Annotated in this window: 25 protein-coding genes, 1 rRNA gene and 1 other annotated feature (1 of these 27 only partly in view); all 26 genes read right to left on the reverse strand. The window is 46.0% G+C overall.

Features of this window, described 5'->3' with window-relative positions:
• A 16S ribosomal RNA gene (locus tag JOE49_RS25210) occupies nt 1-122 on the reverse strand (it extends 1,434 nt beyond the left edge of the window).
• A 493-nt stretch (nt 123-615) separates the two neighbouring features.
• Nucleotides 616-2,262, reverse strand: coding sequence for a LysM peptidoglycan-binding domain-containing protein (locus tag JOE49_RS25215; RefSeq protein ID WP_209943399.1), 1,647 nt, complete (start codon nt 2,260-2,262; stop codon nt 616-618).
• 159 nt (nt 2,263-2,421) lie between these two features.
• Nucleotides 2,422-3,306: a branched-chain-amino-acid transaminase gene (gene ilvE, locus JOE49_RS25220; RefSeq protein ID WP_023989941.1), complete on the reverse strand. Its 885-nt coding sequence runs from the start codon at nt 3,304-3,306 to the stop codon at nt 2,422-2,424.
• Nucleotides 3,307-3,323: 17 nt separating this feature from the next.
• A complete protein-coding gene (gene pheA / locus JOE49_RS25225; RefSeq protein ID WP_209943401.1) occupies nt 3,324-4,223 on the reverse strand; it encodes a prephenate dehydratase in 900 nt (299 codons plus the stop codon).
• Nucleotides 4,220-5,188, reverse strand: coding sequence for a homoserine kinase (gene thrB / locus JOE49_RS25230; protein ID WP_209943403.1), 969 nt, complete (start codon nt 5,186-5,188; stop codon nt 4,220-4,222). The genes pheA and thrB overlap by 4 nt, the downstream gene beginning before the upstream one ends.
• Nucleotides 5,189-5,215: 27 nt before the next feature.
• Nucleotides 5,216-6,502: a homoserine dehydrogenase gene (locus tag JOE49_RS25235; protein WP_023989944.1), complete on the reverse strand. Its 1,287-nt coding sequence runs from the start codon at nt 6,500-6,502 to the stop codon at nt 5,216-5,218.
• A 43-nt stretch (nt 6,503-6,545) separates the two neighbouring features.
• Complete coding sequence (locus JOE49_RS25240) at nt 6,546-6,983, reverse strand: ACT domain-containing protein (RefSeq protein ID WP_013311587.1); 438 nt, start codon at nt 6,981-6,983, stop codon at nt 6,546-6,548.
• A gap of 157 nt (nt 6,984-7,140) precedes the next feature.
• Nucleotides 7,141-8,451, reverse strand: coding sequence for a GTPase ObgE (gene obgE, locus JOE49_RS25245; protein ID WP_023989945.1), 1,311 nt, complete (start codon nt 8,449-8,451; stop codon nt 7,141-7,143).
• Between the two features lie 13 nt (nt 8,452-8,464).
• Nucleotides 8,465-9,202 (reverse strand): Spo0B domain-containing protein, encoded by a 738-nt coding sequence (locus JOE49_RS25250; protein WP_053326604.1) that lies wholly within the window; start codon nt 9,200-9,202, stop codon nt 8,465-8,467.
• A 145-nt stretch (nt 9,203-9,347) separates the two neighbouring features.
• Complete coding sequence (gene rpmA / locus JOE49_RS25255; RefSeq protein ID WP_013311590.1) at nt 9,348-9,665, reverse strand: 50S ribosomal protein L27; 318 nt, start codon at nt 9,663-9,665, stop codon at nt 9,348-9,350.
• A 5-nt stretch (nt 9,666-9,670) separates the two neighbouring features.
• Nucleotides 9,671-10,009, reverse strand: a complete 339-nt coding sequence (locus JOE49_RS25260) for a ribosomal-processing cysteine protease Prp (protein ID WP_013311591.1) — start codon at nt 10,007-10,009, stop codon at nt 9,671-9,673.
• A 13-nt stretch (nt 10,010-10,022) separates the two neighbouring features.
• Entirely contained in the window at nt 10,023-10,334 is a 312-nt protein-coding gene (gene rplU / locus JOE49_RS25265) for a 50S ribosomal protein L21 (RefSeq protein ID WP_013311592.1), read from the reverse strand.
• A 13-nt stretch (nt 10,335-10,347) separates the two neighbouring features.
• Nucleotides 10,348-10,435 (reverse strand) — a sequence feature (ribosomal protein L21 leader region).
• A 98-nt stretch (nt 10,436-10,533) separates the two neighbouring features.
• Entirely contained in the window at nt 10,534-11,718 is a 1,185-nt protein-coding gene (locus tag JOE49_RS25270; protein WP_023989948.1) for an Rne/Rng family ribonuclease, read from the reverse strand.
• A 48-nt stretch (nt 11,719-11,766) separates the two neighbouring features.
• The gene (locus tag JOE49_RS25275; protein ID WP_023989949.1) at nt 11,767-12,645 is read right to left on the reverse strand and encodes a M50 family metallopeptidase; all 879 of its coding nucleotides are present in this window, start codon (nt 12,643-12,645) and stop codon (nt 11,767-11,769) included.
• Entirely contained in the window at nt 12,638-13,483 is an 846-nt protein-coding gene (locus JOE49_RS25280; protein ID WP_160789656.1) for a peptidoglycan DD-metalloendopeptidase family protein, read from the reverse strand. Before JOE49_RS25280 ends, JOE49_RS25275 begins: the two co-directional genes overlap by 8 nt.
• 340 nt (nt 13,484-13,823) lie before the next feature.
• Nucleotides 13,824-14,621, reverse strand: a complete 798-nt coding sequence (gene minD / locus JOE49_RS25285; RefSeq protein ID WP_013311596.1) for a septum site-determining protein MinD — start codon at nt 14,619-14,621, stop codon at nt 13,824-13,826.
• Between the two features lie 3 nt (nt 14,622-14,624).
• The gene (gene minC, locus JOE49_RS25290; protein ID WP_013311597.1) at nt 14,625-15,287 is read right to left on the reverse strand and encodes a septum site-determining protein MinC; all 663 of its coding nucleotides are present in this window, start codon (nt 15,285-15,287) and stop codon (nt 14,625-14,627) included.
• 82 nt (nt 15,288-15,369) lie between these two features.
• On the reverse strand, nt 15,370-15,900 hold the full coding sequence (gene mreD, locus JOE49_RS25295) for a rod shape-determining protein MreD (RefSeq protein ID WP_023989951.1): 531 nt from the start codon (nt 15,898-15,900) through the stop codon (nt 15,370-15,372).
• Nucleotides 15,900-16,721: a rod shape-determining protein MreC gene (mreC, locus tag JOE49_RS25300; RefSeq protein ID WP_023989952.1), complete on the reverse strand. Its 822-nt coding sequence runs from the start codon at nt 16,719-16,721 to the stop codon at nt 15,900-15,902. The genes mreD and mreC overlap by 1 nt, the downstream gene beginning before the upstream one ends.
• Before the next feature lie 55 nt (nt 16,722-16,776).
• Nucleotides 16,777-17,811: a rod shape-determining protein gene (locus JOE49_RS25305; RefSeq protein ID WP_013311600.1), complete on the reverse strand. Its 1,035-nt coding sequence runs from the start codon at nt 17,809-17,811 to the stop codon at nt 16,777-16,779.
• Between the two features lie 105 nt (nt 17,812-17,916).
• Complete coding sequence (gene radC, locus JOE49_RS25310) at nt 17,917-18,609, reverse strand: RadC family protein (protein WP_025722728.1); 693 nt, start codon at nt 18,607-18,609, stop codon at nt 17,917-17,919.
• 13 nt (nt 18,610-18,622) lie between these two features.
• A complete protein-coding gene (locus JOE49_RS25315; protein ID WP_061828812.1) occupies nt 18,623-19,231 on the reverse strand; it encodes a Maf family protein in 609 nt (202 codons plus the stop codon).
• 22 nt (nt 19,232-19,253) lie between these two features.
• Entirely contained in the window at nt 19,254-19,496 is a 243-nt protein-coding gene (locus JOE49_RS25320) for a DUF4321 domain-containing protein (RefSeq protein WP_023989955.1), read from the reverse strand.
• Between the two features lie 121 nt (nt 19,497-19,617).
• Nucleotides 19,618-20,838: an SPOR domain-containing protein gene (locus tag JOE49_RS25325; RefSeq protein ID WP_209943405.1), complete on the reverse strand. Its 1,221-nt coding sequence runs from the start codon at nt 20,836-20,838 to the stop codon at nt 19,618-19,620.
• Nucleotides 20,839-21,005: 167 nt separating this feature from the next.
• Entirely contained in the window at nt 21,006-22,385 is a 1,380-nt protein-coding gene (gene murC / locus JOE49_RS25330; protein ID WP_209943711.1) for a UDP-N-acetylmuramate--L-alanine ligase, read from the reverse strand.
• Nucleotides 22,386-22,391: 6 nt separating this feature from the next.
• Nucleotides 22,392-23,768 (reverse strand): bifunctional folylpolyglutamate synthase/dihydrofolate synthase, encoded by a 1,377-nt coding sequence (locus tag JOE49_RS25335; RefSeq protein ID WP_068941681.1) that lies wholly within the window; start codon nt 23,766-23,768, stop codon nt 22,392-22,394.
• Nucleotides 23,769-23,787 lie beyond the last annotated feature (19 nt).

A 23,787-nucleotide genomic window follows, 5' to 3' on the forward strand; every position in this document is an offset into this window, starting at 1 on the left:
TGTTACTCACCCGTCCGCCGCTAGGTTGTTTAGAAGCAAGCTTCTAAACAACCCCGCTCGACTTGCATGTATTAGGCACGCCGCCAGCGTTCGTCCTGAGCCAGGATCAAACTCTCCATTAAAGACCAACCGAAGCTGGTTTATAGAAAGAGCGATAAGCTCATTTTGAAACTGACGAGATAAAAATATCTCTTGTTTGATTTTGCGAACAAAATCGTTTTACTCACTCGTTGTTCAGTTTTCAAAGATCAAACCTGCATTTTGTCTCACTTTGTTTCACCACCGCATCTCAGCGGCGACTTAAATAATATATCATGTTTTCTACGTCTTTGCAACACTTTTTTTCAAGAGAATTTTTTTAAACAATTCTGCTTTGTTTTCGTGTTGCTGACTATCTTGTAAAAGACAGCTATAAGAATATACCACATAAATACGCTAAATAGCAACACCTTTCTTTAAAATTCTTTTCTCATCTTTAAATCACTGCATTTAAATAAAGAGACCATTATTCCCACAAGCAAAATAACAGTCTCTTTAACATTCATTTCTTTCTCTTAATGAATAGTAAAACTGGGGCACTACTAGAATGTCCCTCTCTTTTTACATTTAGCCACGTCAGTCCTTAATCCATGGATTTTTACGCGAACGAGCATTATAGGATGAGGAACGGGGTTCTCCTCCACTTGAATTATGGGATTTTTGCTTCTTATTGCTAGCATTTTTACTGGAAACCTTTGCTTTGGACGTCTCTTCTTTGGATGTACTGCCAGAACCGTCTTTTGATTTACCTTTACGCACGCTACGATCCTTTGGTTTAGAAGAAGAAACAACTTCATTTTGGGATGCAATAGTCAGATTGTTACCCATCTCCTGCGTTCCTGGAATTGCTGGTGCCGACTGGACGTTCTCTTCCCGGCACCCACAGTCTGGCATAAACATATAGGGGGTTGTATATCCCTCTAATGGATACATAGGTGCATTCCCATGCGCAAACGGATGATAAGGGGAATTCGCAGATTGTTGTCCTTGTAGCTGGCTATAGTCGGACACGTTTCCACCCGCAGGCAAACCATATTGAGGTCCTCCCCATGCCTGGCTCCATTGACTGCCCTGGACTGCACTCTCTGGATACTGCTGTGGATGCCCTTGATTGATAAATGGAGGATAGACAGGGTAGGATGCATTTTCAGACGCCTCATGACTCGGATAATATCCGGGGGCGCAGCAATCTGAATAGGCAGGATAAGGTGTTGGATGGGCATTTATGGGTGATGTCTGCACAGGCCCCCAGCACCATGGATGCTCACATTCATGATGATAGCCCTGATCAGAAACTACAGTAGGAGAGGCATATTCTGCTAAGGAGGTATTTATAGGCGCATTCCCCAAAGTTTGTGGAGACCCAATCCCCGGATACCACGAGTTCGGCATTGCATTTATTTGTGGGCTATAATCAAATGTCGGCTGTTGTGTCGACCACTCGGAATTCACCATCGGCTCCGATTTTGTGCAGCCGCAAAATTTTTCAGCTACAGGTTGCTTCACAACAGTTGTAGGAAGCTGTGGCTTAGATGCAATCGGTTGGGTAACTATAGGTTGCATTTGAGGTGGAGCAGGTGGAGTAACTATGGGCTGCATTTGAGGTGGAGCAGGTGGAGTAACTATGGGCTGCATTTGAGGTGGAGCAGGATTTACGGGTGCCATAGGAACTTCAGGCAGTTTTAATTCAGGAAGCTTAGGAGGATTCACTGTTTCTTTTGGCTGTGTCATCTCTTCTTTAGGGCTAGGCATATTCTCCTGCTTAGGCTGCGTCAACTCCGCCTTGGGCTGGGTAAGTTCTTGCTTGGTTGGGGATTCAGGTTTAGGCTGTGTCATCTCTTCTTTGACTGCGGTATTTTTTTTATTCTCAGTAAAATCAGACGCCTCTTCTTTGTAGTGTGGAATATTAACTGTTTCTCCAACCAGAAGTGCGTTCGGGTTTTTAAGCTGGGAATTGGCATCAATAATTAGCTTAAGCGGTACATTCCACGCCTTGGACAACTTCCACAATGAATCTCCTTGCTTAACCTTGTGTTGATATACCGTTGACGGCTGTGTTTCCATCGTAACAGGGTCTGTTGGAATTTTAATTTTCTCGCCGATGCTCAACTGATTAGGGTCTGCCAATTGGGGATTGGCGGCAATAACTTTCTCCAGCGTCACATTATACTTCTGTGCCAGCAAGTACAGAGTGTCACCTTTTTTGACGATGTGTATTTTCACAGGTCACAAACCTCCTAGACTTTCGTTCGGGCGGGATAAACGCCCGGCTTCTGTTATTACATCCTATGCACCTCCCGGGCGAATGACCCCATACAAACAAAAAAATCCTCTCAACCGAATACTCTCACGAGCATTCAGCTAAAAGGATTCGGTTTTATTTTAGTCCTGCCACACTTTGTAGCCATCCTTATCCACGATCTTCCGGAACTCAGCCAGGAGCTCCAAAGTCACTGGGCCAGCAACACCGGAGCCGATCGTACGACCATCCACTTCATAAGCTGCAATAACTTCTGCCGCAGTTCCTGTAAAAAACACCTCGTCCGCAACATATACATCATGCAGTGTAAAAGGTTGTTCCTTAAGGGGGTATCCAAGCTTAGTACACAAATCGATAATAGCATTACGAGTAATCCCTTCAAGCGCTCCCAAATAGCAAGGAGGTGTATATAACACTCCATTTTTGACAATGAAAATGTTGTCCGCAGAGCCTTCTGTCACATACCCTTGGGAATTGAGCATAATAGCCTCACCTACACCAGCATAGTTAGACTGGATCTTCACGAGGATATTGTTGAGATAGTTCAATGATTTAATCTTCGGATTCAAAGCATCTGGGATGTTGCGACGCTGAGAGACAGAAATTGTCTTCAGGCCAGTCAAGTAAGCTTCTTCCGGGTAAATGGCGAGCTGTTCCACGATAATGATGACACTCGCCTTCGCACAACGAAGAGGATCTAAACCTAGATTTCCTGCACCTCGGGATACAATCAGACGGATATATCCGTTACGCATTTCGTTAAGACGAATCGTTTCAGCCATTGCTTCCAACATCTCATCAGGAGACAACGGAATGTTTAACTGAATGGATTTCGCAGAATCATACAGACGCTCCAAGTGCTCCTTACATTTAAAAATATTCCCGTTATAGATACGAATGCCCTCAAATATACCGTCTCCGTACAAGAATCCATGATCATATACGGAAACCTTTGCGTTTTCCTTAGTCACATGCTGCCCATCCAGATAGATCCATTGTTCTGCCATTAAAACCACACCTCCGATTAATGTTCCTTTAAAATAGGTTCGATCGCTGCTTCAACATACTTGTAACTTGGATAAGAGCCAAGAATACGTACATGGCATCCCAAAGCCTCAATCTCTGCAAAGGCTGCCGGAAGCAGAACGGAATGCAGAGATTCCAAAACTTCAATGTAAAAATAATAATTCCCCAATTGCTTTTTGGTCGGACGCGATTCAATACGGGACAGATTTAACCTGCGCCATGCAAATGCGGATAAAACCTGATGCAGCGCTCCCGGGAAATCCTGCGGTGGCGTGACCAAAATACTGGTTCGCTGACCTTCAGGTGTACCCGGGAGACTTATAGGTTGATGGCCGATCAAGACAAAGCGGGTAAAGTTGTTATCGTGATCCGTTACTTTGCTGGCCAAAATATCCAATCCGTGTTTGGCAGCCGCGAGCTTGGTTCCGAGAGCGGTCCAGCCTTTACCGGGGTTATGTTTAACAATTTCGACGGCTTCTGCCGTACTTCCTGCACCCTCCAGCTCGGCCTGAGGAGCGGAAGCCTGTATGAATTCTTTACACTGGGGAAGCGCTACAGGATGAGACATAATTTTGACCACTTTGCTCAAATCCAGCTTGTCCAAATCCTTCGTAAACTCACTACGATGTCCAATAAGATTTTGAATTGAAGGATATACCCATTCCGCCTGCATTTGAATGTCTACTTCATGTACAAGCCAGTCCATATGCAAACTTACAGAGCCATCAATCGTATTTTCAATGGGAATTACACTATAGTCTGCCTGTCCCTTGTCTACTGCCTGAAATACTTCCGCAATATGCTTGTAAAACAGTAATTCATGGGGCGTATCTCCTAACAAATACTTAATCGCTTCATGAGAAACGGTCCCCTCAGGAAGAAGTGCAATTCGTTTCATATCGTAAGTTCCCCTTTAATCATATCCATAAAAGGGAGTGTATTCCCTTCTGTATATACTTTAACTCCTTCACTCTCAGGGCGCAATTTTAAAACAGAAGCAGTGATCCCCTCTTTGTTCATGGTATCCGTTAAATACTGCTCCAGCTCCGCTTTCCGATTCACCCGTTGATCCGTCAATGCCAGCAGCGTCGGTCCAGCCCCACTGAGAGCCACACCCAAGGCACCATAATGGTGCGCATCCTGCAGGATCTCTGTCATACCCGGCACAAGCGCCGCACGGTAAGGCTGATGAAGCTGATCACGCATCGCTTGGGCAATTAAATCGGTTCTTCCCGACGCCAATGCTGCTACTAGCATGGAAGCATGACTTATATTATATACGGCATCCTTCAATGATACATGCGCGGGTAGAACCTCTCTGGCTTTCGACGTGGATAGCTGAAAATCTGGAATAACTACCATAACCTCCAGATTAACATCCGGTTCAAGTCGTAAATGCCTAGCATTCTCGCCATCCCACATCGCTGTAATAATACCACCAAACAGGGAAGCTCCAACATTATCCGGATGTTTTTCAATGGCGCTTGCCATATCGAACAGTTTGGAATCCGGCAGAGGTGAGCCAATCAACGTATTGGCAGCGACCAAGGCGCCTACAATGGCAGAAGCACTACTGCCCAAACCACGAGTAAGTGGAATATCCGAGTACATCGAAATATCGAGCTCAGGAACAGATACACCTGCTTCCCGAAAAACCATTTGTGCTACCTTGAAAATCAGATTAGTTTTATCTTGGGGAACACCATTCATTTCATTTCCGTATAAATGAAAAGCCGTCTGTTCGGCCTTTTTCATTTCAATCCATGCATATAAGGACAATGCCATGCCCAATGTATCAAAGCCGGGACCCAAGTTGGCCGTACTCGCAGGCACACGCACTCTTGCTGTTTTTAAAACGGTCATACAGACAATTCCTCCTGCTTTTATTGACTATCCCTCTACTCGATATACGCTCTTGATGCGACGGATGACGTCCAAAGTTTCAAAATGCTCCAAAACCTTTTTCATACTCGCTTTACTGGCTAAATGAGTCACGATAATAATTTCAGCATCGGGGTTAACCTCATTCGGTTGCTGCACAACAGATGCCAGACTGACATCAAATTCAGCAAATACTTGCGTAATCCGTGCCAACACCCCTGCTTTATCATCCACATGCAGAAGCACGAAGTTTTTGAAATACACATCTTCATCGTTACTAATTTTTTTGGGATTGTAAGGAACGATGGCTTTAAGCCCATTGACACCAAGTTTGAGATTTTTCACTACAGCTACTAAATCGGCTACAACCGATGTTGCCGTCGGCATTTCACCTGCACCTGCACCATAAAACATGGTTTCACCCACTGCTTCACCATGCACATACACCGCATTGAATACCCCGTTCACCGAAGCCAATGGATGCTGCTTGCGTACCATAGTCGGCTGAACGTTAATCGTAAATTCATCACCTTGGCGCTCTGCAATCCCGAGCAATTTCATTTCATATCCTAGTTTTTTAGCAAAAGCAATATCTTCACTGGTTACCTTTGAAATGCCGCTGACACTTACATCCTTGAGCTCTACATTAGAGCGGAAACCAAGCGTGCCGAGAATTGCCATTTTACGAGCTGCATCCAGTCCTTCCACGTCTGAGGTCGGATCCGATTCAGCATACCCAAGCTCCTGCGCTTCCTTGAGAACTTCCTCGTACGAGGCCCCTTCCTGACTCATTTTTGTTAAAATAAAGTTTGTCGTACCGTTCACAATCCCCATAATGCGGGTAATGCGATCGGAGGAGAAGCCTTCAATTAATGTACGAATGATCGGGATACCACCTGCTACACTAGCTTCATAAAAAATATCACACTGCTTTTCCTGCGCCTTTGCTAATACTTCAGAACCGTGCAAAGCCATTAAGTCCTTATTTGCTGTTACGATGTGTTTTCCCCGCTCCAGCGCTTCAAGAATGTACTCCTTCGTCTGATCAACGCCGCCCATGACTTCAATAATTACATCAATTTCAGGGTCCCGAATAACTTCCCATGGGTCCTCAGTAAGCTTGGCTGTCTCCACTTCAATGGAACGATATTTTTCTATGTTTTTTACAGCTATTTTTTCAATGATGATCGGTGAACCGACTTGTCTGCTCAAGTCTTCCTGATTGCCTTCTACGATTCGAACGACTCCCGTTCCAACCGTCCCCAAACCTAACAATCCTACTTTGACCGGTTTCATCCATTCCCCTCCCGCGAACTTATGTCTAATGAACTGAATTGCCTTAACCTTGCCCAATCAGGCGAACACGTTTAACTCCAGAGATATCTTCCAAGCCCTCCAGTAGAACACCCAACTCTTCACTGAGTCTGGACATTTCTACGGAGATGACTACGTTGGCTCTGCCTTGCAGTGGAATACTTTGCTGGATCGTCAGCACATTGCCTCCGAAATCAGCCACTCTGCCAAGCACCCTGGACAACATTCCAGATTGATGCTCTAAATCAATAGAGATATTGACAATTCGCTCACGCTCCAGCTGGTTAACCAAATGTATGCCATCCTTATATTTATAAAAGGCGCTTCGGCTTAGCCCAACTTGCTCCACGGCATCATGCACGGTTTTAACATCTCCTGAAGCCAGCAGCAGTTTTACCTGTATGGTCTTAACAATTGCTTCAGGCAAAATATCTTCCCGTACCAAGTAATAGCGCTCTTTCAAGAACGTCCTCTCCTCAAAGACTTATGTTTTTGTATAGAGGACATTATAACGAAACTCTTGAAAATCGGCAAGCAAACAATGCAAAAAACGGCTACTGCCTTCTATAGAGTTTCCTATAGTACAGTAACCGTTCAGGTTTTAGACCTTTATTTAAAATTTAGTAGTAGCTGCTGCCTTCAACAAATTCGAACTCGAAATCAGCAATGCGTACAGATGTACCATCTTTGGCGCCACGCTTGCGTAACTCAGCATCCACACCCATATGGCGTAACGTTCTTGCTAATTTTAAAATGGCATCATGCGAGTTCAACTGCATTCGCTTCATCATGCGCTCAATTTTAGGACTCTGCACCACGAATGTATCGTTTTCACGTACAATTGTAAAGCCATCGTCTTCTGCTGTATCCAGCTTAAATACCTTACGTTCATTGACTTCTGCTACTTCCTCAACAACCGGCTCGTCCGGTATTTGATCCAGCAAATCAGCAGCCCGGTAGAGCAGTTCCTTCACACCTTGACGTGTCAGTGAGGAAATAGGCATGATTTCAAGATCAGGACGTATAGAAGCAATCTGCTCTTTGAAGTGAGTCAGGTTTTCTTCCGCCTCCGGCATATCCATTTTATTGGCCGCCACAATTTGTGGACGCTCAGCCAATGTTGCATTATATTGCTTCAATTCGTCGTTAATTTTAGTCCAATCTTCAAACGGATCACGTCCTTCGGAGCCCGCCATATCCACGACATGGATAATAATACGCGTCCGCTCAATGTGCCGCAGAAATTCATGTCCCAGCCCAATACCTTCATGAGCTCCTTCAATCAAACCAGGCAAATCCGCCATCACAAAGTTACGATGATCACCCACATCCACAACGCCCAAATTCGGAGTAATCGTTGTAAAGTGGTATGCCCCAATTTTCGGTTTTGCGGAAGATACAACCGACAACAAGGTAGACTTCCCTACACTAGGGAACCCGACCAAACCTACGTCAGCCATTACTTTTAACTCAAGCGTGATATAACGTTCTTGTCCCTCTGCGCCGTTCTCAGCCAACTCAGGCGCTGGATTATTCGGTGTAGCAAAACGGATGTTCCCGCGTCCTCCGCGTCCTCCTTTAGCTACGACGACTTGTTGACCATGACGTGTCATATCTGCTACTACTTCACCAGTATCATCATCTATGATGACCGTTCCCGGTGGTATACGTACGATCATGTGCTCCGCATTGGCTCCGTGTTGGCTTTTGTTACGACCTTTCACTCCACGTTGGGCTTTAAAATGACGTTGGTACCGAAAATCCATCAAGGTACGCAAACCCTCATCTACACGGAAAATTACGTCTCCACCGTTCCCTCCGTCACCACCACCTGGGCCACCTTCAGGAACGTATTTCTCACGGCGAAACGCAATTAATCCGTCCCCACCGTCACCGCCTTTAACAAAAATCTTCGCTTTATCTACAAACATGGTTACACCTTCCTTATGTCTGGCACTGCATCCGAATTTGAAACATTTCGCCCGTAGGGAGCTTCTCTGTTCGAATGCGTTCACTTCCGAGTACGGATCTGACCCGCTTTAGGATATTCAAATCCGCAGGTATGTCACTTCCTTCAAAACGGACGATAACATCATTCTGATCCATACCGAAAAAAAGTGTCAATCTGCGCACTTCTCCCCAGGACGACCGGCCCCCGCCATATTGATACGCACGCACCGTTTCTATGACGGCCGAGGCAAGCGACTCGCCGTCTTCGGGAGACATGACAGCGTCTAACTTTAACTGTTCCTCAACCTGTACCGACAACTGTAAATTACCGGCGTTCACGCGAAAAGACTGCAAATAAAACACCAGTGAGGGAATACCCAACTTAGATATTTTACTGTCTTCCGCCACGCGCCCTTTTATTGTTTCCACATAAGCAACAGATTTATCATGCTTATTCATACGAATATATCCATAAAGCACCTGCAAGTCATTCATCCAGTCATGCCGATGATGGTTAAGCATTGAAATCGCTGTACGCTCAAAAGAACGCAAAGCAGCTTTCCGCTCATACTCAACCTGTCTTTGCGTATACCACATACCAAAGCATGCAGCAACTACAGACCATACTGCTAATAAGATAATCGTTAATACTTCAGGATAGAGCAGTGAAAAAACCAAAGGAATCAGAATGGAACCCAACGCCAGATAAGGCGCTCTTATCCGCTGGAACATGGCTTCTCTCCGTTCTGCGAAATTAAATGGATTATTAAAGAACCTTAATCCAGTATAGCACAGACTAACTTTCCAGTTCATTACCATCATGCAAAAAAGCCTCCGACAAAAGTGCCGGAGGCTTTTCAGCGTGTCTAAGCCGCTATTAAGCTTCTACAGTAGCTGCTACTGGAGCAACGTCGATCGGGTAGATGCTCACCTTTTTGCGATCACGGCCCCAACGTTCGAACTTCACAACGCCGTCCACTTTCGCGAACAGAGTGTCGTCCTTACCGATGCCCACGTTCGTGCCCGGGTGAATTTTCGTTCCGCGTTGACGAACCAGGATGCTACCGCCGGTAACTGCTTGACCGTCAGCACGTTTCACTCCAAGACGTTTCGATCTACTGTCACGTCCGTTCTTTGTGGAACCTACACCTTTTTTCGATGCGAATAATTGAAGATCCAATGTCAATTTCAACATGATGTCTACCTCCTTCTTTGATTATTTTCTATTTGAATATACTTACCGTATGATTCAGCAATACTTGTCAGCATAATCACCATGGACTCCAGCAACAGTTGAACCTGTGCGTTCGCATCATGATAACTTTCAGGAGAAAGATACGCACTTAAAAAGCCGTTTTCCATTTCCGTTTCCATCTCAACGTCCGTAAGAGCTCCAATCGAATTGACAGTTCCTACCGTTACCGCTGAAACGCCAGCACATACGATATCCTCGCCAGATTTAGCGAAATTCGCATGCCCTTTAACGGAAAACCCCTGTATGCTGCCATCCTCCAGTCGTGTAATACGCACGATAATCACTTATCGCACCCTCTTACGCTTGGATTTTTTCAATCGTCACTTTCGTGTACGGTTGACGATGACCTTGCTTCACATGGTAGTTCTTTTTAGGTTTGTATTTGTATACGATGACCTTTTGACCTTGACCATGCTTCTCAACTTTAGCTGTTACAGAAGCTCCAGAAAGAAGCGGTGTACCTGCTGTCAAGCCATTGTCGCCGGACACTGCCAGAACACGATCGAACGTTACAGTTTCACCATCATTAGCTTCCAACTTCTCGATGAACAATACGTCGCCCTCTTGAACTTTGTATTGCTTACCACCTGTTTCGATAATTGCGTACATTTGCTTGCACCTCCTTATGTCTCAGACTCGCCTAATAGCAGGTGACAGATTCCCTTAGGATACTGTACTTCAGTACCTGATTGGAGCGGTTACAGCATGTGCAGCCAATCTTACGCATCACACATACTAAATGATTGTAGCACAAGCTTTGTACACATTCAACCTTTAGTTTTAAAATGATTTTTGGTTTCGAACCGCTCTACACGAGCGTCTTTTCCTCACGCACTTTTTTACGGGTCATTTCCAGCAAACCTAACCGCGTCCAACCGACAACATAAGATTTGGTCCGATCCTTCTTCAATCTTGCTTCCAGCACAGAGGATACTTCCCGACGATTCTCCTCTTGTTCCATGTCAATAAAATCAATGATGATGATACCACCAATATCACGCACACGTACCAGGCGGGCAATCTCTTCGGCTGCTTCAATGTTAGTCTGGGTCACCGTCTCTTCCAGATTACTGCCTCCCGTAAACTTCCCCGTATTCACATCAATGACGGTTAATGCCTCCGTATGATCAATGACAATATAACCGCCGCCCTGCAACCATACCTTTCGCGCAAAATCGCGTTCCAGCTGCTCATGAATGCCATAAGCTTTAAAAATTGTTTCTTCTGCACCACGAAATATACTTACATGAGCTTTCGCAGGACCAATCTGTTGCAGCATTATTTCTGCGTCCTTTGCTTGCTCTTCACTGTCAATAACCAGTTCATCCTGTTCAGGTGTAAACACATCCCTAATCAATCGCTGAACGATACTTAAATCCCGATGTAATTCGCACGGAGCCGAGTGTTCACCAGCTTTACGCTGAATAGCCGCCCACTGCTTACGCAGTTGATTTAAATCATTTTCAATCGCCTCTATACTCATGTCTTCCGAAACGGTACGGATTATGAGTCCTTCCTCACTTGTGCGTAGCTGCTCTCCCATTGCTTTCAAACGGGTACGTTCGCCCTCACGTTCGATCTTCTTGGATACGGCCACATAATCAGCACGGGGCATATATACGATCCAGCGACCCGGAAGTGAAAAATGAGTGGTGACCCTGGCTCCCTTGCTACCAACAGCCTCTTTTAATACCTGCACTACAATTTCCTGCCCCACCTTTAACACTTCTGAAATGGATGGCTTTACCTCCGGCTGCTTGTCCAAATGAGCATGAAGTACGTCATCTACATACAAAAAGGCATTCTTTCGCTGTCCAATGTCAACAAAGGCGGCTTGCATACCTGGTAGCACATTGACCACCCTCGCTTTGAAAAAAGAACCTAGAATTCCCCGTTTTCGCGGTAATTCAGCCGCATATTCAACCAATCGTCCCTCTTCCAACAGCGCCATTTGGGTCATCTGCTGCTGGCATTGTACAATCATTTGCTTCATGGTTTTTCAACCTCTCTGGATACAGCCTCTTCCTTAACTCATAAAACATTATTTGGGCTTGGGTTCTCCACCATCTGGCGGGCGTGTCGCAAAATAAGAGCGAATAAGACGTTGCTCCGGCAGTACGGCTACAATCCGTCCCTGTTCATTCATAACATAAACCATATGATACCGATCTCTTCTGAAAAGACGCAAAATAGGCTCCAAATGTTTCACTGGCAGGGATACAATAGGTAAGGCAATACTCCCCTTAGCTACTTCGCGGTAAAAAAGCTCGTCCCTCCCCAGCAAAAACCGTATAAAACGGTAAGGGATATTCCGATAATCCACAATATTAGAATAAAGCAAAAAAATCCCTACCGCCAGCAGATTTAAATGCATAGGTCCATTTTGCCTTAACAACGGTGAAATACCATACATACAAAATAGCAGACTCGTTACGATACTGGCTCTAAAAGTCCACACTAATGTGCGGTGATAAGAACAAGATAAGCTAATCAATGACTGTAATATTTTCCCACCATCAAGTGGTAAAATGGGCAGCAAATTAAACAGTGCAATAACTGCATTCCCCTGAATTATATAATTTACATAATCATACTCCAGCCCACTCACATTTCTGAACCACAAAAGGATGATGATCATGATTCCGTTTTGCAGGGGCCCCGCTAGCGCAATGACAATCTCCTTCCACGCATTGAGCTTCCCCTGATCCTCAATGACCGCCACTCCTCCAAAGGGTAACATCTGTATGGAAAGCACCCGCGCGCCCAACAACGAAGCAGCTGTCGCATGACCTAGCTCATGAATAAACACCAATGTAAATAAAGTTATGATCTCGATAAAATGTCCAGTTAATATAGAGGTCAGCATAACCAATACAAACAGTGGATGTAATGATAAGGTCACCCCTCGGACATTAATCAAGGGCTACCACTTCCGACGGGTCAATGTATTGATCCCCTCTCTGAACTGCCAAAAACAAAGTTGCCGCCTCGCTGCCACTGTGACTTGCTGGCAGTACACCGATCTCATCTCCCTCCTGAACCCAGTCGTTCACTTTTAAGGTAGAGCGGGAAAGCCTTCCGTAAGTTGCTGTGATACCGCCAGTGTGTCGAACTGTAACCGAAATCCCGCTTTTGGGATGATTTAATATGTCTAATACTCGTCCTGCATCTATACTTTTAACAGCGATTGCCCCGTTGTCGGTAACATTCGGCGTAATTTCTACTCCTTTAAGGCTCAGTACAAAAGGCTGTGTTATGTTGCCTTCGATCGGTGGAGATCCCTTTCGACTTGCGGCAACCTTGTGCGTTTCATGCTCCTCGCCAAAAATCGGCAAAAAGGAAGGAGCTCCGTCAAAATAAGTTTCATACCATTGTCCGACGGCTGCAAAATCCATATCCTTATTCAAGGCATCCGCAATAAACATTCTCAAATTCACTGCATAGGGAATATCCCAACGAAACATTCCCCATACCATTCCAAATAACACCGTTGCTATGACTGATCTTCGCCAAAAGGAAGTCCAAAAAGACGGACCACGATTCGTCCCAAAAGATTGCTGCCAGCGTTGCCGCTCATTTTTCCACTCAGTTTCTGGGTCTCTGGGCGAGTTGGCACTGACTATAGGCATCGACTTCATATCTTTATCCCCGTGCCTGTTCTGATATATGCCAGAGGGATATGTCTCCGCTTTGCTTCCCGCGATTAGCTGCTGTATACGTTCTTCTCTGCGCTGCTTGATTCCGGAATTTTTATTCATCCTGTTCAGCCCCCTCAGCGAGGTATGTTTGATACATCTTATGAGGACGGGCTTCAACTTATGTTGTCTGGTTCGGGAATACGCACCTAAAAATCAAAAAAAACCGGCGCTAGCGCACCGGTTATGTTTTGTATTTATGATATTCATGTAATGACCCTAAATTTTGAGAAACTGTATTATGGAAATTTAAAAAACAAACCAAAAACACTTAAATAAGATTACTACTTATTTAAGTGTCTAGTATTACAAATGAATACTACTACAGCTCCTACCTTAGAACCAATGGAAAATCACGTAGGAAGTGTGGAAGCAATTTACCAGTCATAACTTCCTGTTTTCCTCATCCACCCATACCAAAAAACTTCTTAAAGCGTGTCATCACGCTTTTCTTCTGGTCCAGCTGCATGAGGGGCACTGTATCGCCCAAAATCCGTCTCGCAATGTTACGGTAAGCAATCGCGGCCTGTGAATCTGGATTCATAACGGTAGGCTCCCCTGTATTAGCTGCTTTAATTACCATTTCATCATCCGGCACAATCCCAATAAGGTCTATGCTAAGCACTTGTAAAATCCCGTCAATATCCAGCATATCTCCGGATTTAACCATGCTATTGCGAATGCGGTTAACCACCAACTTGGGTGATATCACATGTGAGCTTTCCAGTAAACCAATTACCCGGTCTGCATCCCGTACGGCTGCATTTTCCGGAGTGGTCACAACAATGGCCTGATCCGCTCCGGCAATGGCATTTTTAAAGCCTTGTTCAATACCCGCAGGGCAGTCGATCAATATATATTCAAAATCCTTTTTAAGCTCCAAAATAATATCCTTAACCTGCTCCGGCGTAACAGCACTCTTGTCCTTGGTTTGAGCGGCTGGCAGCATATACAGCTCCTCAAAACGCTTGTCCTTAACCAGTGCCTGATTTAAACGGCAACGACCTTCCGCTACATCAACAAGGTCGTAAATAATCCGGTTTTCCAGACCCATCACAACGTCTAGATTACGCAAACCGATATCCGTATCCACCAAACATACCTTTTTGCCGAGCAGTGCAAGCGCTGTTCCTATATTGGCTGACGTCGTCGTTTTGCCGACGCCGCCTTTTCCTGAAGTGACGACGATAGCCTCTCCCATGTGCTACACCCCTTTGAACACGTTAAAATCGCGGCCCAGACGCACAATATTGCTCATTTTATCTATTTGCATAGCGCCATCCTTGAGATACGCAAATTCCATACCGGATTCACGTGTCTCCCATTCGTCTGGTGGACGGCTGATCATTTCGGAAATTCGCAGCTGTGTCGGTGCAAAATAGGAAGCCGCAATAATCGCTTCACTATTTCCCTCCATCCCTGCATGCGCCATGCCTCGCAAAGCGCCGAGGACATAAATATCACCAGTACATGTTATAATTCCACCCGGGTTTACATCTCCCAAAAAGAGTAGGTTCCCATTGTGATGAAGCACTTGACCAGAACGGATAATCCCTGTCACCGTGTGAATAGGGGGCTTTCCCTGCACTTCCACAGGCAGTCCAGGTGATTCTACAGACCTGATGAGCAGATTCCCCTTCTGCTTCAAAATCTCCAGAATACTTTCCTTCTGTTCCTCTGTCACTTCTCGGCTTCCCAGCTTAATATCCACATGAATGATCGGGCCTGTTAAAATATTTTGATGACTGTGCTCCAGCTTAAAACGCAGCTCACCCAGCAAATCTTCAAACTCGCATTGATCGTCCAGCAGGAATACCAGGCCATCTTTGATGCCTTTAATCGTGACATGATTCGATTTCACCGCCATTAGCCTGTCCCTCCTATCTCAATCATTTCGTCCCCGGGACGTCAAATCCCTGCTAACCCGGACAAAATGTGTGTAAAAAGACCTAGACAGCCTCTTCCTTTTTCACACGGGTACCCAAACGCTGCAATTGCTTGCGAACTGGGACATAAATGATGAGGGCGAACAGAAAATGGATAAATAAATCAGGAATCATATACTGAGCAAGTGCCCAATTGAAAGTCTGATGATTCAGCTGGAACAGCTGATCAATAGCAAATAGCATAGAATCCAGCAGGAAACTACCAATCAACACGGCTGCCATCATAATGGGCATCTGCGCACGTCGAGCTGTAAAAACAAGCCCCAATAAGTATGCAGACAACCCCATTGCAAAAGAATAAGGTCCAATGATAAACCCGTAGAACACTACATCATGAATAAGTCCAAAAACAATACCTAGCACCAATGCTGTATGACGGCTGTAATACACAGACACAAACAAGATCACGACATACACAAAATTCGGAACCATTCTTGAATGCCAACTATCCGGAAGAAGCCATGGAAGAATCGTCCCTTCAGCTATAAACAGTACAAACAGCAGCAGTATTAGAACCTGACCGCGCATCTTCATTATTCCGGTACCTCAGGAGTGTAGAGGATGAGCAATTCTTTCCAATCCACAAAGCTGGCTGCCGGTTTAATAATCGCTGTCCGTGTTTTGCCAAACTCTCCAACCTGAATCTTCTCTACCGTTCCAATCATTAGGTTTTTGCGGAATTTCCCGCCTGCGCCAGACGTAATAATCTGATCACCCTTTGCGATTGGATCTTTTTCCTCAATGCGAGTCATTTGAAATCTGTTCGTACCCGGATCATAGCTTTCAATCATACCAAACGATTGATTTTCCTTGCCCAAGACTGTCGCTGCAATGGCATAAGAATTCGGATTTTTAGGATCCAATGTAGTCAACAGTGTAACGGTGGACGTAAAATTCCCCGTTTGACTAATGACTCCTACAAATCCTTCAAGCGAACTGACTTCCTGACCAACCTTCGCTCCGTCCTTCTCACCAATATCGATCACAAGCGTTTTGGAATCATTGCTGACACTGTTCACTTGAGCAACACGATAATCATAATTATTCTTCGCCTTTTGCGTTTGGGTGAACTTCAGTTCATTCTGCAGTCTGGCATTTGTTTCAACATAATTATGGGTCTGAATCTGGTCACGAGTCAGCTTTGCTACAGCAATTTTTAACCGTTCATTTTCTTCGTAGATGCTGCGCATATTTCCGATATCTTCAAAGAAGCCCGCTATTGCTGAAGCGGGCCTGTAAAAGATACCTTGCACAAAGCCAATTGAATCTCTGGCGAACTTCTCGGGCCAGGTTAAGGAATTCCTCTGTCCAAGTGTAATCCCCATAAGGGCAATAAACAGAACGATTCCGATCAATAGAACAAATAGTCTTTTATTGCCAAACAGCTTAAACAGTTCCTACACCCCCGATTCAACGTTTGGAACGGACGGCAGAACTGCTGCGCGATTTGAACAAATGAATATTTTCCAGCGCTCTGCCTGTACCGATTGCCACACAATCCAGAGGATTTTCCGCTACGATCACCGGCATTCCGGTTTCACCTGCCAACAGCTTGTCCAGATTACGCAGAAGTGCTCCACCACCAGTAAGTACGATTCCTCTATCCATGATGTCCGCTGCCAACTCGGGAGGGCATTTTTCCAGTGTTACTTTGACCGCATCCACGATTGCATTGACTGTATCCGATAACGCTTCGCTAATTTCATCAGAAGTAATCGTAATCGTCTTCGGCAAACCTGTTACCAGATCACGTCCGCGGATTTCTGAGGTTTCCACTTGCTCTAATGGCATAGCTGAACCAACTTCCATTTTCAGTTGCTCTGAAGTCCGTTCACCAATCATCAGATTGTATTGGCGCTTCACGTATTGGATGATGGACTCGTCCATTTCATCGCCAGCCACACGCACGGAGCGGCTTGTTACAATCCCGCCCAGGGAAATGACTGCCACTTCGGTTGTACCTCCACCGATATCGACAACCATACTGCCTGTAGGCTCCCATACAGGAAGATCAGCGCCAATTGCTGCTGCAAACGGCTCCTCTATCGTATATGCCTCTCTTGCGCCTGCTTGCTTCGTCGCATCTTCAACAGCACGCTGCTCCACCGCAGTAATGCCTGAAGGCACACAAACCATCACGTTCGGATGGCGCGGAAACAAAGAGCGTTGTGCTTGCGCCTGACGGATAAAATATTTGATCATCGTTGCTGTCGTATCAAAATCAGCAATGACACCGTCCTTCATCGGACGAATCGCACGGATATTTCCCGGTGTGCGACCGATCATTTTTTTCGCAGATTCACCAACAGCCTCAATGGTTTTTGTATCTGTACGCAAAGCGACTACAGATGGTTCACGAACCACAATTCCTTTACCTCTTACGTATACAAGCGTGTTTGCCGTCCCCAAGTCTATTCCCAAATCTTTTGTAAAGCCACCCAGCATGATGTAATCTCCTTTTCTCTTCCCTGAAATCTGTTATCCATGTATAAACGGTTTATTCAGGCCGGATTATCCGGTCGTGTTTAAATGTTTGATTTAAATATTATATTATATTAGACCTTGTTCCTTCAAACTTACAAAGGTCCCGTCCCCGATCACAATATGATCAAGCACGTCGATACCCACGATGTTGCCCGCTTCCATCAGGCGGCGAGTCAACTGGACATCCTCCGGGCTTGGCTTCGGATCACCGCTCGGATGGTTATGAGCGCAAATGATTGAAGCACTGCTGCATTTGATTGCTGCCCGAAATACTTCACGAGGATGCACGATGGCAGAATTCAGGCTACCCATAGATAGTGTTTCCTGAGCAATGACATGATTTTTAGTGTTAAGGAACAAGCATACAAAATGCTCTTTCTGCAAATAACGAAGCTGCTCAAACAGCAGATCTGCCACATCCCGCGGGCAACTAATCACCGGGGTCTCCAAATGGCGAGACAATGCTAATCGACGCCCCAGTTCGATACCCGCTTTTAGCTGTATCGCTTTAGCATCCCCAATGCCCTTAATCTGGGTCAACTCGCTCAAGCTCATATCCACCAGTTGACGCAAATTTCCTGCCTGCTGCAAAATACGCTGCGCTAAATGCACCGAAGACTCATTTTGCGTTCCTGTACGCAGCAATATTGCCAGCAACTCCGCGTTGCTTAAGGCATCCGCCCCATATGTCATCATGCGCTCTCTTGGTCGTTCTTCATGGGGGAGGTCGCGAAGCATCAGTATTGGCGACTCCAGCATATGTTTATCCCCTTTATGGACGCAACACATTCACTCCAAAATCGGACAGCATGTCCGACAGCAAGGAAAGCGGCAATCCTACGACGTTAAAATAACAACCCTGAATAGATTCCACCAGCGTAGCACCCATGCCTTGAATGCCATACGCTCCTGCTTTATCAGACGGTTCACCAGTATTCACGTATGCCACAATTTGCTCTTGACTCAGAGGCTTCATTGTAACCTCCGTTTGGCGATGTCTGACAAGCATTTCGCCGGTTCCGGTATGTATGCAGGCTACCCCGGTGTACACACGGTGTGTTCTTCCCTGCAATGCAGTCAGCATGCGAACCGCGTCCGCATGGTCGGCAGGCTTGCCCAGTACCGAACCATCCAGCACGACAATGGTATCACTACCAATCACCAGTCCGGCTTCCTTCGACTGAGTGGCGGTGTTCACGACCGCTTCGGCTTTGCGTGCCGCAAGGGTCTCCACGATTTGCTGAGGCGTCCAGCTCTCAGGCGTGCTCTCATCCGCATGACTCGGCACCACCTCAAAGGGGAGTCTCAAAAATGCGAGTAATTCCTTCCTTCTTGGTGAAGTCGATGCCAGAATAATGCGGGGCGTAATTTTCCCGTCCATAAGGGAAGCTCCTTTTCATCAGTTAGAGCCTGCGGTACAGCCAGAACGCGGCAATGATGCCGATCAGACTAAGCAGGCTCAATTCAAAATTTATCGTTATGTTGTAGCTGATAATATCCAGGTCCGCTCTCGGCGACCAAGATATCCTAGTGGGGTGGGTCAGAAAGGAAAGGAACTTGATCGATTGAAGGGCTTTGGCAATCCATGCACCCAAGAGCCAACCGAGCAACAAAAACAGTATAAGCATTCCTACATTTTTTTTCATCCTGATCTTCCCTCGCCATTTTTTGACACCTTCATTATTATACGGTGATTTGTACTGCAATACAAACAGAAATCCGGCATGGGGAACTATTTCCAGTTCCTTGCCGGAAAATATGGTTAGCTTATTGTTTTATGAATTGGATAAATTCCCTCTCACGCAAAACATATTCCATCATGGAGGATTGAATCTCCCAAATGTGTTCCTTGGCTGTGTTCTTGTTATATTCCCCAATTGCAGAGATCGCACTGTTCATCGCCTTTTCAAGTGAGGTTGCGGAGACAGCCGCTTCCTTCGAAAGCCCAGTGGGAAGTGCAGTGATATTTTGTGTCCACTGCTGATGCAGGTCGTTCAGCTCCTTCATGTCGGAGGCTGGCACCGTATTCGGACCTCCTTCTCCGAGCAAGGTTGAGGAAAGTCCGCTCAACTTACCCACCAATGAACTGCTTAACTGAAAAAAGCTAGTGAGTTTATCACCTTCGCCTCCGTAAGCTGCTTTTTCGAATCCAGGCAATTCAAGCTCACGAACATACAAATCGACTCCTTGTGTTTTCAACTGATTGCTGAGCAACTTGGCTTGCTCCCTATCCGGCGATATTCCTGCATATACCCGGTTTTGGTCCTCGGTATCCCCTCCTGCTGCAATGCCTGCCTTCAACAGTTCTTCTTTTGCTTGTAAGGCCCGTTCTGGAGTGCTGAAAACCCCATATTGCAGCAAATAGTAGGTTTGTGGAGGTACCTGAGCCTCTATGACAGTGACAGGGACAGAATTCTCTTTTGCAGATATTGCATCCACACCAACAGATTCTTTAAAGACCGGTACAGCCTCCTCTACTGAAGGATCTGATCCCGGGACCATGCCTCCTCCGTTAAACAGTAACAACATAATATATCCAAACATGCCTCCAGTCACCAGCGCGCTGGCTACAGAGCCAACCAGTTTCCATCTTGAAGGGTGGGGCGGACGCTTTCTGTACTCTTGGACAGAATGATAAGCTTCCTCATCCTCTTCCAGGCTATCTGGTAGAACTTCCGCATCTGACCAGGAAGCCGCCGAACGACCAAAGGGGTCCTCCCATCCCTCTTGTACTCTTAATGTTGGAGCAAAACGCCGACTTGAAATGCGTTTGTTCAGATCCTCAGGCTCGTTGATCTCTGATTCTTGCGTAGCTACAGTATTTTTCTTCATTCCTCTGTTCCGTTCCGTTCCTTTATGCGAGTTATCATTTTCACGCTGTTCGTTCGTAATCGACTCGTTTTTGTACGGAAGCACCTGTAGCTTATCCTCCCGGCTTGTCTCCGGCAACTGTTGGTCGAACCGGAATGTCATCTTGGTCTTGTTCATGGATGCACTCCCTCCTTGTCCCATACTTCCTCATAGTCTGTTGTATGAGTCAAGCTAAGAATATATACCCCAGCATTACAAAAAAAGGGTATCCCGAAACACAGTCGTGTTCGGAATACCCTCGAATAAATGTAATTCATTGGCGTAACGGCTCATTTTTATACGTATTACACTTGCTGTCCGCGAAGATGGCGCGCTAACGCGTCACCTGCTTTCCAGATATCTCCCGCTCCCATCGTCAGCACAAGATCACCCGGCTGTAAGCGATCTTTCAACTCCTCGATCACAGCTTCTTTGGTCGGCAAATAGATTGCATTCGCATTGCTGTTTTGGACGATTAAATCGACGAGCTTGGAAGAATGCACGCCTTCAATCTGTTTTTCTCCCGCTGGTGAATAAATATCGGTAATTATGACTTCACTAGCCTCGCTAAACGCGCGGCTGAACGCATCGAGCAGGAAAAAGGTGCGGCTATAGCGTTGCGGCTGGAATACAGCAATAATACGTTTGCCAGTCGCTCTCGCTGCGCTAATCGTAGCCTCAATCTCTGTTGGGTGATGCGCATAGTCATCAATAATCAGTATGTCATTGCTTTCACCTAGTACTTGAAAACGACGCTTCGCGCCGTGAAATTCCACAATTGTCGCAGCGATTTGATCGAATGGAATCCCTGCTTCCAAACATGAAATCACAGTCGCCATCGCATTATACATGTTATGTTTACCCGGCACTGATAGTTCGATCGTTCCGAGTGCTGTTCCCTTGCGGCTCATAGTGAAGCTTAATCGACGGTCACCTAATTGGATATCTGTCGCCATATAATCCGCTTCATGCTCCACTCCATAAGTAATGACCCGAGTCTGGAGTTGAGGCAGCATTTCCCGGATGTTCTGATCATCTGCGCATACAATAGCCGCCCCATCCGGTCGAATTTGACTCAAAAACTGTACATAGGCACTTTTCAGACGATTAAAGTCGCCATCGTAATTTTCCAAATGATCCGCTTCAATATTGGTCACGATGCCTTGCCAAGGATGATATTGCAGGAAAGAACCATCACTCTCATCCGCCTCAGCAACGACAAACTCGCTTTTACCTGCTTTGGCATTCGTTCCCAAATTCGTGATTTCGCCGCCAATAATATACGTTGGATCAACGTTACATCTCTCCATAACCAGAGCGATCATGGAAGAGGTTGTCGTTTTACCGTGCGCACCCGCAACAGCTATTCCCTTACGTTCGTTAAGCAAGCGAGCCAGCATCTGCGAACGGTGCAGAGTTGGAATATTCAATTCCTCCGCTGCCACCCGCTCCACATTGTCACGTGACAATGCTGTTGAATAGACGACGATATCCGCGCCTGCAATATGCTCAGGCGTGTGTCCAATATATATTTTTGCGCCTTTTGCCGCCAGTTTTTCTGTCAGCTCCTGTGATACCACATCTGAGCCAGTCACGGTATAACCCATCTCCAGCATGACCCGAGCAATCGCGCTCATCCCGTATCCGCCGATACCGATAAAATGAACATGTTCCGAAGTAATCAACAAATTTCACCAACCTTTTTCCGAATCGGTTTGATACATAAGGGTAGCCCGTACATCCGCAATAAGGTACAGCGTGCCGGACACCACCCCCAGATCTTCCGCTTCCGTATGTGACTGAAGCAGGCCAAGAGCCTTTTTCCAGTCACCTTCTACAATTATTTTTAAATCCGTTTTGGCATAAGACGGCCGCAGCTTCTCCACGAGATGAGCCAATTCAGCGGCATTCATTTTGCGGCGAAAATCGGGCTCGGTCAGGATAAGCGTATCCACTAGTGGCAGTATATGCTGCAAGTATGCTTCATGATGCTTGTTTGACAGCATCCCCATCATTAAAACCAATTTTTTGTACGAATACACTTGAGGAAGACTCTTGGCCAGCGTCTGTGCTCCTTCTGGATTATGAGCTCCATCAAGGACAATCCTCGGCGAGGCACTGACTTGTTCGAGACGCCCTGCCCAGGCAGTTTGCCTAAAGCCCTCCAGCAGTTCTGCATCATCCAACACAAAAGCCATATACTGACGTAGGACCTCAAGTGCCATCATAGCTCCTGCCGCATTAGAACATTGGTGCTCGCCTAACAACGTGATGTCAATTTCCATATGTCGGAAGGGCCCCGCGAATGAAAAGGTCTGAGCTGTTTCATCCCCATTTAGCCGTTCATACGTAAACTGTTCTCCTGCCAGGTACAAGGTAGCTCCTTGCTTTGCCGCCGTTTCACGTATGACCTGAATAGCCTCGGGTTGGGAAACACAACTGACGACAGGTACACCCGGTTTGATGATACCAGCCTTTTCCCTTGCAATCTGTTCGAGCGTATCTCCCAAAATATCCGTATGATCATAGCCGACATTCGTAATAACCGAGACGATTGGACTCACGATATTAGTTACATCCATCCTTCCCCCGAGACCTGTCTCCCATACCACAACATCTGGGAAAGATACCGTAGCATAGTATAAAATAGCCAACGCTGTCGATACCTCAAACATCGTAGGTGATCCCAATTCACTATCTGCGATTTCTTTCACCAACGGATACAAGCGATTGGCAAGCAAAACCAGCGTTTCATCGGGAATATCGGTCCCATTGAATTGAAAACGGTTCGTAAATCGGGTGATGTACGGAGATGTAAAAGTTCCGACATCGTACCCACATTTCAGTAGCACAGAGGTCAGAAAGGCACAAGTCGAGCCTTTACCGTTGGTTCCCGCAATATGCACAAACTTCAGATGTCGTTGCGGATCACCCAACTTACTCATTAGCTGTTCAATTCGTTCCAATCCGGGTCTGATGCCAAACGGAATCAAGCCGTTAATCCATTCCACTGCTTCATCATAGCTTTGTAAAGGAGCCGTATCTCCGCCCCTGATCGTATCTGACATCCTCTTCACCTTCAGGTCA

The sequence above is a fragment of the Paenibacillus sp. PvR133 genome, from assembly GCF_017833155.1.
Classification (GTDB): Bacteria; Bacillota; Bacilli; order Paenibacillales; family Paenibacillaceae; genus Paenibacillus; species Paenibacillus polymyxa_B.

What these genes read in the sequence shown, in the direction of transcription:
- ilvE (WP_023989941.1), bottom strand. Translation starts at nt 3,306, where the DNA reads ATGGCAGAACAATGGATCTATCTGGATGGGCAGCATGTGACTAAGGAA.
- pheA (WP_209943401.1), bottom strand. Translation starts at nt 4,223, where the DNA reads ATGAAACGAATTGCACTTCTTCCTGAGGGGACCGTTTCTCATGAAGCG.
- thrB (WP_209943403.1), bottom strand. Translation starts at nt 5,188, where the DNA reads ATGACCGTTTTAAAAACAGCAAGAGTGCGTGTGCCTGCGAGTACGGCC.
- JOE49_RS25235 (WP_023989944.1), bottom strand. Translation starts at nt 6,502, where the DNA reads ATGAAACCGGTCAAAGTAGGATTGTTAGGTTTGGGGACGGTTGGAACG.
- obgE (WP_023989945.1), bottom strand. Translation starts at nt 8,451, where the DNA reads ATGTTTGTAGATAAAGCGAAGATTTTTGTTAAAGGCGGTGACGGTGGG.
- JOE49_RS25250 (WP_053326604.1), bottom strand. Translation starts at nt 9,202, where the DNA reads ATGTTCCAGCGGATAAGAGCGCCTTATCTGGCGTTGGGTTCCATTCTG.
- rpmA (WP_013311590.1), bottom strand. Translation starts at nt 9,665, where the DNA reads ATGTTGAAATTGACATTGGATCTTCAATTATTCGCATCGAAAAAAGGT.
- rplU (WP_013311592.1), bottom strand. Translation starts at nt 10,334, where the DNA reads ATGTACGCAATTATCGAAACAGGTGGTAAGCAATACAAAGTTCAAGAG.
- JOE49_RS25270 (WP_023989948.1), bottom strand. Translation starts at nt 11,718, where the DNA reads ATGAAGCAAATGATTGTACAATGCCAGCAGCAGATGACCCAAATGGCG.
- JOE49_RS25280 (WP_160789656.1), bottom strand. Translation starts at nt 13,483, where the DNA reads ATGAATAAAAATTCCGGAATCAAGCAGCGCAGAGAAGAACGTATACAG.
- minD (WP_013311596.1), bottom strand. Translation starts at nt 14,621, where the DNA reads ATGGGAGAGGCTATCGTCGTCACTTCAGGAAAAGGCGGCGTCGGCAAA.
- minC (WP_013311597.1), bottom strand. Translation starts at nt 15,287, where the DNA reads ATGGCGGTGAAATCGAATCATGTCACGATTAAAGGCATCAAAGATGGC.
- mreD (WP_023989951.1), bottom strand. Translation starts at nt 15,900, where the DNA reads ATGAAGATGCGCGGTCAGGTTCTAATACTGCTGCTGTTTGTACTGTTT.
- JOE49_RS25305 (WP_013311600.1), bottom strand. Translation starts at nt 17,811, where the DNA reads ATGCTGGGTGGCTTTACAAAAGATTTGGGAATAGACTTGGGGACGGCA.
- radC (WP_025722728.1), bottom strand. Translation starts at nt 18,609, where the DNA reads ATGCTGGAGTCGCCAATACTGATGCTTCGCGACCTCCCCCATGAAGAA.
- JOE49_RS25315 (WP_061828812.1), bottom strand. Translation starts at nt 19,231, where the DNA reads ATGGACGGGAAAATTACGCCCCGCATTATTCTGGCATCGACTTCACCA.
- JOE49_RS25320 (WP_023989955.1), bottom strand. Translation starts at nt 19,496, where the DNA reads ATGAAAAAAAATGTAGGAATGCTTATACTGTTTTTGTTGCTCGGTTGG.
- JOE49_RS25325 (WP_209943405.1), bottom strand. Translation starts at nt 20,838, where the DNA reads ATGAACAAGACCAAGATGACATTCCGGTTCGACCAACAGTTGCCGGAG.
- JOE49_RS25335 (WP_068941681.1), bottom strand. Translation starts at nt 23,768, where the DNA reads ATGTCAGATACGATCAGGGGCGGAGATACGGCTCCTTTACAAAGCTAT.